Here is a 14,325-nt window from a genome sequence, read left to right on the forward strand (position 1 = left end):
CGACTGGATCAGTCGTGGGAGTGCAGCGGCTTGCCCGCGAGGGCCAGGTGGGCCTCGCCCATCGCCTCGTTCTGCGTCGGGTGGGCGTGGATGAGCTGCGCGACCTCGGCGGGCAGCGCCTCCCAGTTGTAGATCAGCTGGGCTTCGCCGACCTGCTCGCCCATACGGTCACCGACCATGTGGACGCCGACCACGGCACCGTCCTTGACCTGGACGAGCTTGATCTCGCCCGCGGTCTTGAGGATCTTGCTCTTGCCGTTGCCCGCGAGGTTGTACTTCAGAGCGACGACCTTGTCCGCGCCGTAGAGCTCCTTGGCCTTGGCCTCGGTGATGCCCACGGAGGCGACCTCGGGGTGGCAGTACGTCACCCGCGGGACACCGTCGTAGTCGATCGGAACGGTCTTCAGACCGGCCAACCGCTCCGCCACCAGGATGCCCTCGGCGAAGCCGACGTGCGCGAGCTGGAGCGTCGGGGCCAGGTCACCCACGGCCGAGATGGTCGGCACGTTGGTCTGCATGTACTCGTCGACGAGGACGTAACCGCGGTCCATCGCGACGCCGGCCTCCTCGTAGCCCAGGCCCTGCGAGACCGGGCCGCGGCCGATGGCGACCAGCAGCACCTCGGCCTCGAAGGTCTTGCCGTCGGCGAGGGTCACGCGGACGCCGTCCTGCGTGTACTCGGCGCTCTGGAAGAACGTACCGAGGTTGAACTTGATGCCGCGCTTGCGGAAGGCGCGCTCAAGAAGCTTCGAGCTGTTCTCGTCCTCGACCGGGACGAGGTGCTTCAGGCCCTCGATGATCGTCACGTCGGTGCCGAAGGACGTCCACGCCGAGGCGAACTCGACGCCGATGACGCCGCCGCCCAGCACGATCGCGGACTTCGGGACGCGGTCCAGCTTCAGCGCGTGGTCCGACGAGATGATGCGGTTGCCGTCGATCTCCAGGCCCGGCAGCGACTTCGGCACGGAGCCGGTCGCGAGCAGCACGTGGCGGCCCTGGACGCGCTGGCCGTTCACATCCACCGAGGTGGGGGAGGAGAGCCGTCCCTCACCCTCGATGTAGGTGACCTTGCGCGAGGCGATGAGGCCCTGCAGACCCTTGTACAGGCCCGAGATCACGTCGTCCTTGTACTTGTGGACGGCCTCGATGTCGATGCCCTCGAAGGTGGCCTTGACACCGAACTGGGCCGACTCGCGCGCCTGGTCGGCGATCTCGCCGGCGTGCAGCAGGGCCTTCGTGGGGATGCAGCCGTTGTGCAGGCAGGTGCCGCCGACCTTGCCCTTCTCGATCAGAGCGACGTCCAGGCCCAGCTGCGCTCCGCGCAGGGCCGCGGCGTAACCGCCGCTACCACCGCCGAGGATCACTAGGTCGAAAACGGTGCTGGCGTCGTTCGCCACGTCACGTCCTCCATGCATGTGCGCCGTACGCCGGGCCCCGTCGCTGGGGGATGACCGGCCGGTCGGCTGGTGTTCGGCCGCTTTGTTGGTCGGCCCTGTGGTGGGGGCCCTGTCCTGCCGAGAACCCATCTTCGCACTTGTTGACGGTGGGCGGGACGCGGGGCCCGGGTCTGAGGCGGATGATCATCCGTCTCAGGGGGTTACCGCTGCGTAGACCCCTGCTGATTTCGTCGAGAGCGAAACCGGCCGGATCCGTGCGGCGATGCCGTGGGCGTAACACGTACGGCCCCGGGCCTATGCCCGGGGCCGTACGTCATGGTCGGGACCTCAGCCGAGGTCTCCGGCGGCGGTGCGCTCGGCCAGCTTGACCAGCGTGCGGACCGCGGAGCCCGTGCCGCCCTTCGGCGTGTAGCCGTAGGGTGCGCCCTCGTGGAAGGCCGGGCCTGCGATGTCCAGGTGTGCCCAGGTGATGCCCTCGCCCACGAACTCCTGCAGGAACAGACCGGCCACCAGGCCGCCGCCCATCCGCTCGCCCATGTTGGCGATGTCGGCGGTCGGGGAGTCCATGCCCTTGCGCAGGTCGGCGGGGAGCGGCATCGGCCAGGAGGCCTCGCCGACCTCCTCGGCGATCTCGTGGACGGAGGTACGGAAGGCGTCGTCGTTCGCCATGATGCCGAAGGTGCGGTTGCCCAGCGCCAGCACCATCGCGCCGGTCAGGGTCGCCACGTCGACGATCGCGTCCGGGTTCTCCTCCGAGGCGCGGGTCAGCGCGTCGGCGAGGACGAGCCGGCCCTCGGCGTCCGTGTTGAGGACCTCGACGGTCTTGCCGCTGTACATGCGCAGCACGTCACCGGGGCGGGTGGCGTTGCCCGACGGCATGTTCTCGGCGAGCGCCAGCCAGCCGGTGACGTTGACCCGGAGGCCGAGACGGGCGGCCGCGACGACGGTCGCGAACACGGCGGCGGCGCCGCTCATGTCGCACTTCATCGTCTCGTTGTGGCCGGCCGGCTTCAGCGAGATGCCGCCCGAGTCGTAGGTGATGCCCTTGCCGACCAGGGCCAGGGTCTTCTCCGCCTTCGGGTGCGTGTAGGCGAGCTTCACCAGGCGCGGGCCGTGGGTCGAGCCCTGGCCGACGCCGAGCAGACCGCCGAAGCCGCCCTTGACGAGCGCCTTCTCGTCCAGGACCTGCACCTTGATGCCGTGCTCCTTGCCCGCGGCGGTGGCCACGGCGGCGAAGGACTCGGGGTACAGGTCGTTCGGCGGGGTGTTGATCAGGTCGCGGGCGCGGTTGATCTCCTCGGCCACCGCGACGGCGCGCTCGGCGGCCGCCTTGAACGCCTTGTCGCGCGGCTTGGCGCCGAGCAGGGCGACCTCGCCGAGCGGGAGCTTCGCGCCGTTGCCGTTCTTCTTGCCCTTGGGGGCGAGCTTGTTCTCGCCGCCCTGGTACGCGGTGAAGGCGTACGCGCCCAGGAGCGCGCCCTCGGCGATCGCCTCGGCGTCCTCGACGGACGTGACGGGGAGCGCGAAGCCGGCCTTCTTCGAACCGGTCAGGGCGCGGGCGGCCGAGCCCGCGGCGCGGCGCAGCGCCTCGGTGCCGTACGCCTCGTCCTTCTCCGGGACGGAGCCGAGCCCGACCGCGATGACGACCGGGACCTTGAGGCCGTCGGGCGCTGGGAGCTTGGTCACCTCGCCCTCGGCACCCGCGGCGCCCAGGGCATCGAGGACGGTGGCGAGCTTTCCGTCGAACGCCTTGTCCACGGCCTCGGCGCCCGGCGCGAGGACCGGCCCCTTGGCGCCCTTCGCGACGCCGACGACGAGTGCGTCGGCGCGCAGCGTCGCCGCACCGGCAGTGCTGAGAGTGAGAGCAGTCACGGTGGTGAAATCTCGCTTCCGTTGAGTTCGTTGTCGGTCGAGGGGTGGGCCGACCGTGCCCGGCGCATCGTAGACGCCGTCGCAATGTGCCGGGAATGAGCCTACGCGCGCCATTGCTGCGGTATCACGGCGGCGGGCCGTCGGTGGCCTGTTGTGGATCCACGGGAGCGGCCCCGGGCGTCCGCGCCGGGGCCCGTGAGTGCCGAACCGGACGCGGACGTAGGGTCGTTGGCACTGCCGGACCGACAGGGGGAGAACCATGCACGCCCGTGGGGCCGCACGCGTGAGGCGAGCAGGCCGGCCGCCGACCGCCGCCGTACTGATGCTGCTGGTCCTGCTGACCGGCTGCACGTCGGCGCCGGAACCCTCCGGGAAGGGCCGCTGGCGGCCGGAGCCGGGCATCGGCTGGCAGTGGCAGCTCTCCGGCCGGCTGGACCCGACGGTGGACGTCCCGGTGTACGACATCGACGGCTTCGAGCACAAGGCCTCGGCGGTCGCCGATCTGCACCGCCGGGGCCGCAAGGTGATCTGCTACCTCTCCACCGGTGCCTGGGAGGAGTTCCGCCCGGACGCCGGGAAGTTCCCCGCCTCGGTACGGGGGAAGAGCAACGGCTGGGAGGGGGAGTACTGGCTCGACATCCGCCGTACGGACGTCCTGGAGCCGCTGATGGAACGGCGGATCGAGATGTGTGCCGACAAGGGCTTCGACGCGGTGGAGCCCGACAACATGGACGGCTACCGCAACCGCACCGGCTTCCCGCTGACCGCCGCCGACCAGCTGCGCTACAACCGGCTCATCGCCCGGATCGCCCACCGCCACGGGCTGGCCGTCGGCCTGAAGAACGACCTCGGGCAGATCCCGGAGCTGGAGCCGGACTTCGACTTCGCGGTCAACGAGCAGTGCGCGCAGTACGGGGAGTGCGAGAAGCTCACCCCCTTCGTGAAGGCGGGCAAGGCCGTCTTCCACGTCGAGTACGAGCTGCCCGTCGCCCGGTTCTGTGCCGGATCACGGCGGCTGGGGCTCAGTTCGCTGCTGAAGAAGTACGAGCTGGGCGTGTGGCGCCAGGAGTGCCCGAAGGGCCGTACCTGAGACCGACCGGAGCCATGGTGATTGACGACAACGCCGCAGACGCGCGTGCCCAGCCCCGCGACGCCGCCCCCCCCAATTGCCGGTCGGTCTGAGCCGCGCCGAAAGACCCTAACCGAACGTGAGGGCCACCAGAGCCGTCGTCGCCGCCGCCTCGGCCAGCGCGCCGAAGACATCACCGGTCACCCCGCCGAAGCGCCGCACACAGTGCCGCAGCAGGAGCTGGGCGACACCGAGCGCGGCCAGTGCGGCCAGCGCGTGGCGCAGCGCCCCGTACCCGCCGAGGAGTGCCCCGGCACCCGCGCACCCCGCGACCACCACCACCCCGGCCGCCACCGCGCCCCGGACCGTGACCGTGCCCGCCACCGCCGCCCCCAGTCCCTCCGGACGGGCCGGCGGCACGCCCCGGCGGGAGGCCAGGGTGAGCGCGAGCCGGGCGGTGACCGCGGCGACGGCCGCAGCCACCGCGCCCTGCGCCCAGCCCCGCCCGTACAGCTGATGGAGCGCCGCGACCTGCGCCAGCAGCACGAACAGCAGGGTGATCACACCGAACGGGCCGATGTCCGACTGCTTCATGATCCGCAGGGCGTCGCCGGCCGGCTTGCCGCTGCCCAGGCCGTCGGCGGTGTCCGCGAGACCGTCCAGATGCAGGCCCCGGGTGAGCACGGCGGGCACGGCGGCCGAGGCGACCGCGGCGAGCAGCGGCCCCGAGCCGAGCAGCAGCAACAGGACACCGGGCACCGCCGCGAGCAGCCCCACGACGAGGCCGGCGAGCGGGGCGCACAGCATCCCGGCACGGGCGGCCGCACGGTCCCAGCGGGTGACACGGACGGGGAGCACCGTCAGGGTGCCGAAGGCGAAACGGATGCCGTGGCTGTTCAGGGAGGTCACGGCGCGCAGGCTAATCGGTGGGCCCGGCCGATAGATTGCCCGTAACGCGACAAACCATGACAGAAGCGTTCTATCGGGAGTGGGTGGCATGGGTCACTGGTTCGATCAGAACATCGTCGAGCCGGGAAAGCTGCCGCTGCTCCTCGCCCTGGCCGCCTTTGTGCTCACCTTCGCGATCACCCGCTTCGTCACCCGGATGATCCGGGCGGGGAAGGGCCCGTTCCGCAACATCGCACCCGGCGGGATGCACATCCACCACGTGGTCCCCGGTGTGGTGCTGAGCGTCGTCGGCGGCTTCGGCGCGGTCGCCAGCGGACGGCAGGGCGTCACCGCGGGGATCTGCGCCGTGGTCTTCGGTGCGGGCGCGGGGCTGGTGCTGGACGAGTTCGCGCTGATCCTCCACCTCGACGACGTGTACTGGACCGAGGAGGGCCGCCAGAGCGTGGAGGTGGTGGTCCTCACCGCGGCGCTGGTACTGCTGGTGCTGGCCGGGTTCTCACCGCTCGGCGTGAACGAACTGAGCAGCGACCAGCAGCAGGGCAGGCTCGGCGTGGTGCTGACCCTGGTGGTCAACTTCTGCTTCGTGCTGATCGCTCTCTTCAAGGGCAGGACGCGGCTCGCGGTCGTCGGCACGCTCGTCCCGTTCGTCGCGCTGATCGGGGCGATCCGGCTGGCCCGGCCGACATCGATGTGGGCGAGGCGCTTCTACCGCAACCGCCACCGGGCCCGCGCCCGCTCGATGCTGCGCGCCTACCGTCACGACGTGCGCTGGGTGGGCCCGCGGCGCAGGTTCGAGGATCTGATCGGCGGCGCACCGGACCGGGTGCCGGCCTCCGGGCGCAAGCCCTGATCCCGGGACCGGTACCGGCGGGGCGCGCGGACGCAGATCACGAGGACCGCGGCGATCGCCACCAGGTGCTCCTTGCCCGCCAGATTGTTCTTCAGGACCACCTCGACCACCATCGCCGCGATCACCAATGCCCCGGTGAAGCAGGCCCGGTGGATGAAGCAGAGATAGACGGCGAGGCCGACCACCGCCGCCGACGGTCCGGTGTCGACGACCCCGGCGTCCGAGTCCGGCAGCCCCAACAGCCTGTCCGGGCCGAGCGCGACACCGATCCGCGCGTACAGCGTCCCGGCCAGCGTCGCCGTGTACGCGATCAGCAGCGTGCGCCACCGGCCCAGACAGATCTCGGCGGTACCGAACACCACCAGGATCTGCACCAGCGCCCCCCAGACCGGCAGATCCAGTGCCGGCACGAACAGCGACAGAGGCGTACGCAGCAGCGCCGCCCACAACGGATCCTCGGCCCGCAGCGCCCCGAGGCCCTGCACCGCCCCGAAGCCCCACGACTGGTTCTGCACCGCCTGGAGCAGGGCCGTCAGACAGACCGCGGCGATCGTCATCGGGATCGCCCGCAGCTGCTCGGCGGCGAGGGCGCCGCGTACGGTCGTCAGCAGCGGGCCCCACTCCCGGCGAGCCGCCCCGCGCAGCACGGGAGCGGGTCTCATCCCTCGGTCCCGAGGTGCGAGCGGTGCAGCCACTTGGGCAGACCGGGCGCCTCCAGGAACCCCTCGGCACGCCCCGCCGCCACACCGATGCGCAGCAGGTCGGAGCTCTTCTCGAACAGCATGAAACGCGGCTCCCAGATCGGCCGGTACTTGGCGTTGGCGCGGTACAGCGACTCGATCTGCCACCAGCGCGAGAAGAAGCTGAGCAAGGAGCGCCACAGCCGCAGCACCGGTCCCGCGCCGAGTCGCGCACCCCTCTCGAAGACCGACCGGAACATCGCGAAGTTCAGCGAGACCTGAGTGATCCCGATCTCCTCCGCCCGCCGGAGGAGTTCGATGACCATGAACTCCATCAGCCCGTTCTCGGCGTCCCGGTCACGGCGCATCAGGTCCAGCGAGAGGCCGTGCGGCCCCCAGGGGACGAAGCTCAGCACGGCGCGCAACTCGCCCGGCGCGCCGTGCTCCCCGGCCGGGGCGTCCCGGCATTCGAGCATCACGCACTGCCCGTCGGCCGGATCGCCGAGCCGGCCGAGCGCCATCGAGAAGCCGCGTTCGGTCGCTCCGTCGCGCCAGTCGTCGGCGCGTCGCACCAGCTCGGCCATCTCCTGTTGGGGGATGTCGGCGTGGCGCCGGACGGTCACCTCGTACCCGGCGCGCCCGACCCGGTTGTACGCCTGGCGCACGGTGCGCATCGCCCGCCCTTCGAGGGTGAACTCGGCGGTCTCCACGATCGCCTCGTCGCCGAGCTCCAGGGCGTCGAGGCCGTGCCGGGCGTAGACGGTGCCGCCCTCCTCGCTCACCCCCATCACCGCCGGGATCCAGCCGTGCTCGCGGGCCTCGGCCAGCCACGGCCCGATCGCCCCCGGCCACGCCTCTGGGTCGCCGATGGGATCACCGGAGGCGAGCGAGACCCCGCCCACCACCCGGTACATGACGGCGGCCTTCCCGGTGGGGGACCAGACGACGCTCTTCTCCCGGCGCAGCGCGAAGTAGCCCAGCGAGTCGCGCTCGCCGTGCCGGTCGAGCAGCGCCCGCAGCCGGGACTCGTCCTCGGGGGTGATCGGGTCGACCGCCCGGCGGGAGCGGAACGCCACGTAGACGACGGCGATCAGCAGCAGCGTGGAGAGGATGTTGATGGTGACGTCGACCCAGCCGGGGGTGGTGATCCCGGGGAAGGCGGCGTCGTTGTCGGCGACCGAGACCAGCCTCAGTGCCCCGTAGCGCCAGCGGTCCAGGAAGGAGGCGCGGTAGTCGTCGGGCGCGGTGTTGGTGAGGGCGACCAGGCCGGTGGCGATCAGCGAGGTGACCAGCAGCCCGCCGACCGCGACGACGGCCGCCAGTTTCGGGTTGGACCGGTCGCCCTTCGCGTAGAACTCGCGCCGTCCCAGGAGCAGCGCCAGGACGAAGGCGGCGGTCAGCGTCAGCGAGATCCAGTTCTGCGGATACCGCCGGACCTCCGGGAAGACGATCACCAGGGCGAAGAGCAGCAGCAACAAGCCGCTCACCACCATGTTCACGATCCAGGCGGCCCGCTTGCGGCGGCGCATGGTGATGGCCAGGAAGAGCGCGACGACGCCGGAGGAGAAGCCCGCGGTGAGCAGGTAGGGGGTGAAGTAGTTCTCGGTGTTGTGGCGGCGCAGGTCGTTGCCGAGAGTGACCCAGACGGCGCTCAGGAAGTTGATGAACGACACGACGCGCAGGTACCAGATGGCGAATGCCGCGGCGCGCCGTGACCGGACGGTGCTCGGTGGCCGGACGGCGCTCCGCCCGGAATCCTCGGTGGCCAATCGGACCTCTCCCATGAAAAGCGATCATATGGTGCATCGCGCTGCATGAGGGGCTGTGCTGCGGCCGGACTTCGACAACCGCAGCGCCGCCGGTCCGTGAGTCTCAGGTCGCGTCGTCGTACGCGGCGCCTGCCTCGGCTCCCTCGTCGGCGCCGTCCTTCCCCTCGGCGACGGGGTCGCGTTCGGGCAGCTCGGCCGCGAGTGCGGCAGCGGCCCGCACCAGCGGGAGTGCGAGCAATGCCCCGCTTCCTTCCCCCACGATGACGCCGTGGTCCAGCAACGGGTTGAGTGCCATCCGGTCCAGCGCCTTGGTCTGCGCCGGTTCACCGCTCGCCTGCCCCGCCAGCCACCAGTCCGGCGCCCGGAAGGCCGCCCGCTGGCCCACCAGCGCACAGGCCGCGGAGACCACGCCGTCCAGGATCACCGGCAGCCTGCGCACCGCGCACTGGAGCAGGAACCCGGTCATCGCCGCCAGATCCGCACCGCCCACCGTGGCCAGCAGCTCCAGCTGATCGCCCAGGACCGGCCGGGCCCGCCGCAGCGCGTCCCGGACCGCCGCACACTTGCGCATCCACGCCAGATCGTCGATCCCCGCACCACCGCGCCCGGTGACCACCGAGGCGTCGGTGCCGCACAGCGCCGCGATCAGCGTGGCCGCGGCCGTCGTCCCGCCCACGCTCAGATCGCCGAGCACCACCAGATCGGTGCCCGAGTCGGCCTCCTCGTCGGCGATCGCCATGCCGAGCCGCACCGCCCGCTCGGCCTCCTCGGCCGTCAGTGCGTCCTCGATGTCGATCCGGCCACTGCCGCGCCGCACCCGGTGACGTACCACCGGCTCGGGCAGCAGCTCCGGGTCGCAGTCCAGGCCGGCGTCGACGATCCGGACCGGTACGGAGAACTGCCGGGCCAGCACCGCGAGCGGCGTCGCGCCGTCCAGGGTGGCCCGCACCAGTTCGTGCGCGGTGCCGGCCGCGCGCCCGGAGACGCCCAGCCCGGCCACCCCGTGATCACCGGCGAAGAGCACCACGCGCGGCTGCTCGATCGCCCTGACCGGTACGGACTGCTGTGCGGCCGAGAGCCATTCGCCCAGCTCGTCCAGGCGGCCGAGGGCGCCGACGGGAACGGTCAGGCGCTCCCGGCGTTCCTCGGCGTCGCGCCGTACACCGCCGTCGGGGCGTTCGATCAGATCGGAGAAGTCGTCCAGATTCACGGGGGTCTGCCTCGCGGGTCGATGCGTCGAGTGGGCCGGTGAGCCCGGCGGCGGGCTCACTGCGGAACAGTACCCGCCGCCTTTCTGACGCCCGGTCAGTACGAGGTTCTTCCACCGAACCGCAGTTGCGTCATCGCGGGCGTCAGGGCCCGCAGCCCCGGGAGCAGCGACTGGATCCGGATCAGCTCGCCCATCGCTCCCCGCCCCCGCGGCAGCCGCAGCGCGCGCACCTCGGTGATCGCCGGATGCGCGGCGCGCAGCTTGGGCCGCTCGCCGGGGTTCATGGCCCAGCGCATCGGCGGAACGGCGGTCGCACCGACCTTGGACCGGCCGGCCACGGTGCCCCTGGCGAGCCGGCGCGCCATCGTGTCCAGGACCAGGATGCCGCCGGGCAGCCGTTCGGCGCAGGCCGCCAGGATCTCCCGGACCTCCGCGGGACGCAGGTACATCAGCAGCCCCTGCGTCGTGACGACGACACCGCGGCCCTGCGGGTCCTCGATCTCGTCCAGCCAGGAGAGATCGGTCGCCGACCGCGACAGCGTGCGCAGCCGGTCCGAGGCGGGCAGCAGCTTCCGGCGCAGTTCGGCCACCTCCGGAAGATCCACGCTCAGCCAGTTCAGCCGGCCGTTGTCGACCCGCCAGAAGCCGGTCTCCAGCCCGTCGCCGAGCGCGACCACGGTGGCCCGCGGCCGGTCGGCAAGATACTCCTGCACAGCCAGGTCGAAGCAGCGCGAGCGCAGTCCCTGGGCCTGCGAGAGGAACGGGTTCGGCCGTCCGAACCGCTCCTCGAAGGGATAGTCCAGGTCCTCCAGCAGCCGCAGCGCCACCGGATCGTCCAGCACCGGATAGCGCCGGCCCGCCTCGTAGGCCCGGTTGTAGAGCGTCCACAGCAGGGTCTCCGGGACCCCGCTCAGCATCGGTCGCACGCCTGCCATGTCAGCTCCTCCTGTTCCGTGTGTTTCCGGTCAGCCGCGCAGGACCAGCGCCTGCCCGGCCACCACCAGCAGTACTTGTTCGCACTCGTCGGCGAACGCGGCGTTCAGCCGGCCCAGCTCGTCGCGGAACCGCCGTCCGGCGGCCGTCGCGGGCACCACGCCCGAGCCGGCCTCGTTGGTGACGGCGACGACCGTACGGCGCGTTCCGCGCACCGCCGCGACCAGCTCGGCGGTCCGCTCCCGCAGGGCGTCCTCGCCGCCGCCCGCCCACGCCGCGTCGTCCCAGGCGCCCACCCGGTCCATCGCGTCGGTCAGCCACAGCGACAGGCAGTCGATCAGCAGTGGAGGCCCGTCCGACGCCAGCAGGTCCACCAGCTCGCAGGTCTCCTCGGTGCGCCAGGCGGCCGGTCTGCGCTCCCGGTGCAGGTCGATCCGGGCCGCCCACTCGGCGTCCCCCTCCCTGCCGCCGCCGGTCGCCACGTACACCACCTCGGGGAACGTCTCCAGGCGCCGCTCGGCCTCCACGGACTTGCCCGATCTGGCCCCGCCCGTCACCAGCGTGCGCCGCGGCACCTCCAGGGCCTCGTGGTACTCGCCCACCACCAGCGTCGTCCCGTCCGGCACGGCCCGCGCGCCGGCCGCCGCGAGCCGCCGGTCCAGTTCGGCGCCGGGCGGCGCGTCATGGTCCAGGTGGACGGCCACGATCTCGGTGTCCGGGCCGATCGCCGCCACGGCCCGCAGCCGCGCCACCGCGTCCGGCCGCCCCACCACATCGCCGACCACCATGTCGTACGGCTCCGCGACCCGGTCCGTGAGACCGGCGGGCGCGGCCCCCCGCGGCAGGTACAGCAGCCGGGGGCCCGCCGGACCCGTGACCTCGTACCCCGTCCCCGGTGCGTCCATCGGCACCGCCCGCACCCGGTGCCCGCTGATCAGCGTGAGCACCCGCCCGTCGGGCACCCGTCCCGCCGGGGGCAGCCCCGCGGGCAGCTCCACGGCGGGCCCGTCGTGCGGATGGGTGAGCAGCACCTGCCGCACCCCGGTGAGCGAGTGCCCCGCACGGGCCGCGGCGAACACGGCTCCCGGAGTGAGGTCGAGCAGCAGCGCGCCGTCGACCAGCAGTGCGGTCGACGCCCGCGTGCGCGCCCCGCGGGCGGCGGCGCAGGCGGCGCAAGGACATTCGGGCCGCGGCAGCCCGTCGGGGGCTCCGGTGCCGAGCAGAGTCAGTTCCACGCTTCCGATCCTCCCGCGTCCGCGCAACCGGTGCGCGACGTGGGGCAGCCCGGACCGGGGCCCGTACCGGCCTCGCGTACTAGGCTGCGGGCAGCAAAGTGACCCCAGGAGGCGGACATGGCGTGGACGTGGCGGTTCGAGAAGTCCGACGGCACGGAGACGGAGCCGGCCCTGCAGCCGGAGGAATTCACCACCCAGGGCGACGCGGAGTCCTGGATCGGTGAGTACTGGAAGGAACTCCTCGACGGCGGGGCGGACCAGGTGACGCTCTTCGACGACTCCACGAAGATCTACGGTCCCATGAGCCTCCAGGCCGACCAGGGCTGATCCGCCCTCGGGGCGGCGGGGCGCCGCCGTACGGGCGTGAACACGGGCCCGTACGGCGGCGCCCCGGGCCCCTAGATCTCGCCCAGGGTGACCTTAACCGTCTTCTCCGCCCCGTTGCGCAGACAGGTCACGGTGACCTTCTGGCCCGGCTTGTCCGAGGCCAGCGCCTCCGACAGGGAGGTGATCGTCGCGACCGGCTGGTCGTCGATCCCGGTGATGACGTCCCCGGGCCGCAGCCCCGCCTTGTCCGCGGCACCGCCCTTCGTCACGCTGACCAGCGCCACCCCGGCCGGCTGGAGGTTGTCGCCGACGACCGTGCGGCCGGTGATGTTCAGCGCCGCCCGGCCCGAGTCGGTGACCCTGCCGCTCTTGATGATCTGGTCGGCGACGGTCTTCACCATCGACACGGGGATCGCGAACCCGATCCCCGGCGCGGCGCTCCCGCCCAGCTCCGGGTCCGTCGCCGCCAGCGTCGGGATGCCGATCACCTCGCTGTTCAGGTTGACCAGCGCGCCCCCGCTGTTGCCCGGGTTGATCGCCGCCGAGGTCTGCACCATGTTCGCGATCGTCGCGCCGGTGCCACCGCCCGCGCGGCTCTCGCTGACGGTCCGGCCGAGGGCCGAGACGATTCCCTGGGTGACGCTGGAGGACAGGCCGAGCGGCGAGCCCATCGCCAGCACGATCTGCCCCACCTCGACCTTCTGCGAGTCGCCGAACTTCGCGGGTTTCAGTCCGGCCGGCACGTTGGCGAGCTTGATGACGGCCAGATCCTGGTCCGGATAGGTGGCCACCAGCGAGGCATTCTGCACCTTCTCGCCGGTGGCGACGGTCACCTGGAACGTCCTGTCGTTGCCGACCACATGGGCATTGGTGACGATATGGCCCTTGGTGTCGTAGACGATGCCGGAGCCCAGGCCCTCGGAGGTCTGGATCTGCACCACCGACGGCAGCACGTTCTTGATCACGGTCTGGTAGTCGCTCTGCAGATCGTCTGCGGTCCGGGTGGCGGAGGCCGAATTGCTGGGTTCGGTCCCCGGTGAATCGGAATCCGCGTTCGAGCAGCCGCTCACCAGGGCGATCGCGCAGACACCTGCCGTCAGGGGCAGCAGCAGCCGACGGGCACGGCCGCGGAATTGAAATGCGTCCATGTCCGGATTATCGCTTTTAGGCCTTTTCGTGGCCCGTCGGGTTCGGCCGGGCGGGGCGCGCCGCCGGGCAGTCCCGGCGACGCGCCCCCGCCTTTGCTCAGCCCCGCACCCCGCACAGATGCAGCAGCGCGGCGACCCGGCGGTACGGATCGGTCCGCCCGGCCCGGTCCTCCGCGGCCAGCACCTGCTCCAGCTCGGCGGCGGCCGGCAACTCCACGTCGTTGCTCACGTTGTCCGTGAAGACGCGTACCCCGTACCAGGCGTGCAGCGGCGCCGCGATCCCGGCGAGCGTGGACGTCAGGGCGTCCAGCCGGTCGGCCCGTACCGTCAGGCCCAGCCGGTCGGTGTAGGTGTCCGTGTCGAAGGCGGCCAGCGCCGCGCTCCACTCCCCGGCGGTCCCGGGGCGCATCGCCAGCGCGTCCGCGTTCCGTACGAGCAGCGACAGCAGTCCGCCCGGGGCCAGCATCCGGGCCAGGCCCGCCAGCATCGCGTCCGGATCCCGGACATACATCAGCACACCGTGGCAGAGCACCACATCGAAACTACCGGGCAGGAAGTGCACCCCGGTCTCCAGGCCGTTGCCCTCGATCAGCCGGACCCGCTCCCGGATGCCCGCGGGCTCACCGCCGAGTGCCTCCCTGGCCACCCGCAGCATCTCGGCATCGGACTCCAGGCCCGTCACCGTGTGACCGGCCCGCGCCAGGCGCAGCGCCTGGGTGCCCTGGCCCATGCCCACGTCGAGCACGCGCAGCCGCTGGCCGACCGGGAAGCGGGCCGCTATCTGCTCGTCGAGCTGCCGGGCCACGAGTTCCTGGCGGACGGTGTTGCGCAGCCCGCTGAGGCCCTTCAGCCACGCCGAGGAGACGCCGGAGAAGCCGGTGACGGGGACGGCATCGTCCAGCCGGCCGGCGGACGGACCGCCGGTC

General features: G+C 72.0%; 13 protein-coding genes. 3 read left to right on the plus strand and 10 right to left on the minus strand.

The window, feature by feature from the left end:
• Window positions 1-8: 8 nt before the first annotated feature.
• Both lpdA and IE107_RS02795 read right to left on the minus strand, forming a co-directional pair.
• Window positions 9-1,397 carry a dihydrolipoyl dehydrogenase gene (gene lpdA, locus IE107_RS02790; RefSeq protein ID WP_189540645.1) on the minus strand — a complete coding sequence of 463 codons (1,389 nt, stop codon included), beginning with the start codon at window positions 1,395-1,397 and terminating at the stop codon, window positions 9-11.
• Between the two features lie 327 nt (window positions 1,398-1,724).
• Entirely contained in the window at window positions 1,725-3,269 is a 1,545-nt protein-coding gene (locus tag IE107_RS02795) for a leucyl aminopeptidase (RefSeq protein ID WP_189540647.1), read from the minus strand.
• A gap of 259 nt (window positions 3,270-3,528) precedes the next feature.
• Here IE107_RS02795 and IE107_RS02800 point away from each other — a divergent pair, with 259 nt between their 5' ends.
• On the plus strand, window positions 3,529-4,359 hold the full coding sequence (locus IE107_RS02800) for an endo alpha-1,4 polygalactosaminidase (protein ID WP_189540649.1): 831 nt from the start codon (window positions 3,529-3,531) through the stop codon (window positions 4,357-4,359).
• 108 nt (window positions 4,360-4,467) lie between these two features.
• Here IE107_RS02800 and IE107_RS02805 read toward each other — a convergent pair whose 3' ends face one another.
• Window positions 4,468-5,247 carry an adenosylcobinamide-GDP ribazoletransferase gene (locus tag IE107_RS02805; protein ID WP_189540651.1) on the minus strand — a complete coding sequence of 260 codons (780 nt, stop codon included), beginning with the start codon at window positions 5,245-5,247 and terminating at the stop codon, window positions 4,468-4,470.
• Window positions 5,248-5,335: 88 nt separating this feature from the next.
• Here IE107_RS02805 and IE107_RS02810 point away from each other — a divergent pair, with 88 nt between their 5' ends.
• On the plus strand, window positions 5,336-6,097 hold the full coding sequence (locus IE107_RS02810; protein ID WP_189540653.1) for a hypothetical protein: 762 nt from the start codon (window positions 5,336-5,338) through the stop codon (window positions 6,095-6,097).
• Here IE107_RS02810 and IE107_RS02815 read toward each other — a convergent pair.
• The 5 genes from IE107_RS02815 to IE107_RS02835 all read right to left on the minus strand — a co-directional run bounded on the left by IE107_RS02815 (window position 6,004) and on the right by IE107_RS02835 (window position 11,924).
• Complete coding sequence (locus tag IE107_RS02815; protein WP_189540654.1) at window positions 6,004-6,759, minus strand: hypothetical protein; 756 nt, start codon at window positions 6,757-6,759, stop codon at window positions 6,004-6,006. The two genes, IE107_RS02810 and IE107_RS02815, sit on opposite strands and share 94 nt — an antisense overlap.
• Window positions 6,756-8,561 (minus strand): phosphatidylglycerol lysyltransferase domain-containing protein, encoded by a 1,806-nt coding sequence (locus IE107_RS02820; protein WP_189540656.1) that lies wholly within the window; start codon window positions 8,559-8,561, stop codon window positions 6,756-6,758. The genes IE107_RS02815 and IE107_RS02820 overlap by 4 nt, the downstream gene beginning before the upstream one ends.
• Before the next feature lie 88 nt (window positions 8,562-8,649).
• Window positions 8,650-9,756 (minus strand): nicotinate-nucleotide--dimethylbenzimidazole phosphoribosyltransferase, encoded by a 1,107-nt coding sequence (gene cobT / locus IE107_RS02825; RefSeq protein ID WP_189540658.1) that lies wholly within the window; start codon window positions 9,754-9,756, stop codon window positions 8,650-8,652.
• A 95-nt stretch (window positions 9,757-9,851) separates the two neighbouring features.
• Window positions 9,852-10,691 carry a class I SAM-dependent methyltransferase gene (locus IE107_RS02830; protein ID WP_189540660.1) on the minus strand — a complete coding sequence of 280 codons (840 nt, stop codon included), beginning with the start codon at window positions 10,689-10,691 and terminating at the stop codon, window positions 9,852-9,854.
• Between the two features lie 30 nt (window positions 10,692-10,721).
• Window positions 10,722-11,924 carry a bifunctional adenosylcobinamide kinase/adenosylcobinamide-phosphate guanylyltransferase gene (locus tag IE107_RS02835; RefSeq protein ID WP_189540662.1) on the minus strand — a complete coding sequence of 401 codons (1,203 nt, stop codon included), beginning with the start codon at window positions 11,922-11,924 and terminating at the stop codon, window positions 10,722-10,724.
• Window positions 11,925-12,041: 117 nt separating this feature from the next.
• Here IE107_RS02835 and IE107_RS02840 point away from each other — a divergent pair, with 117 nt between their 5' ends.
• On the plus strand, window positions 12,042-12,251 hold the full coding sequence (locus IE107_RS02840; protein WP_072483289.1) for a hypothetical protein: 210 nt from the start codon (window positions 12,042-12,044) through the stop codon (window positions 12,249-12,251).
• A 71-nt stretch (window positions 12,252-12,322) separates the two neighbouring features.
• Here the strand turns inward: IE107_RS02840 and IE107_RS02845 are convergent, their stop codons facing one another.
• Both IE107_RS02845 and IE107_RS02850 read right to left on the minus strand, forming a co-directional pair.
• The gene (locus IE107_RS02845; RefSeq protein ID WP_189540664.1) at window positions 12,323-13,399 is read right to left on the minus strand and encodes a S1C family serine protease; all 1,077 of its coding nucleotides are present in this window, start codon (window positions 13,397-13,399) and stop codon (window positions 12,323-12,325) included.
• Between the two features lie 97 nt (window positions 13,400-13,496).
• Entirely contained in the window at window positions 13,497-14,231 is a 735-nt protein-coding gene (locus tag IE107_RS02850) for a class I SAM-dependent methyltransferase (protein WP_229866690.1), read from the minus strand.
• Window positions 14,232-14,325 lie beyond the last annotated feature (94 nt).

The organism is Streptomyces gelaticus, assembly GCF_014649535.1.
Taxonomy (GTDB): Bacteria; Actinomycetota; Actinomycetes; order Streptomycetales; family Streptomycetaceae; genus Streptomyces; species Streptomyces gelaticus.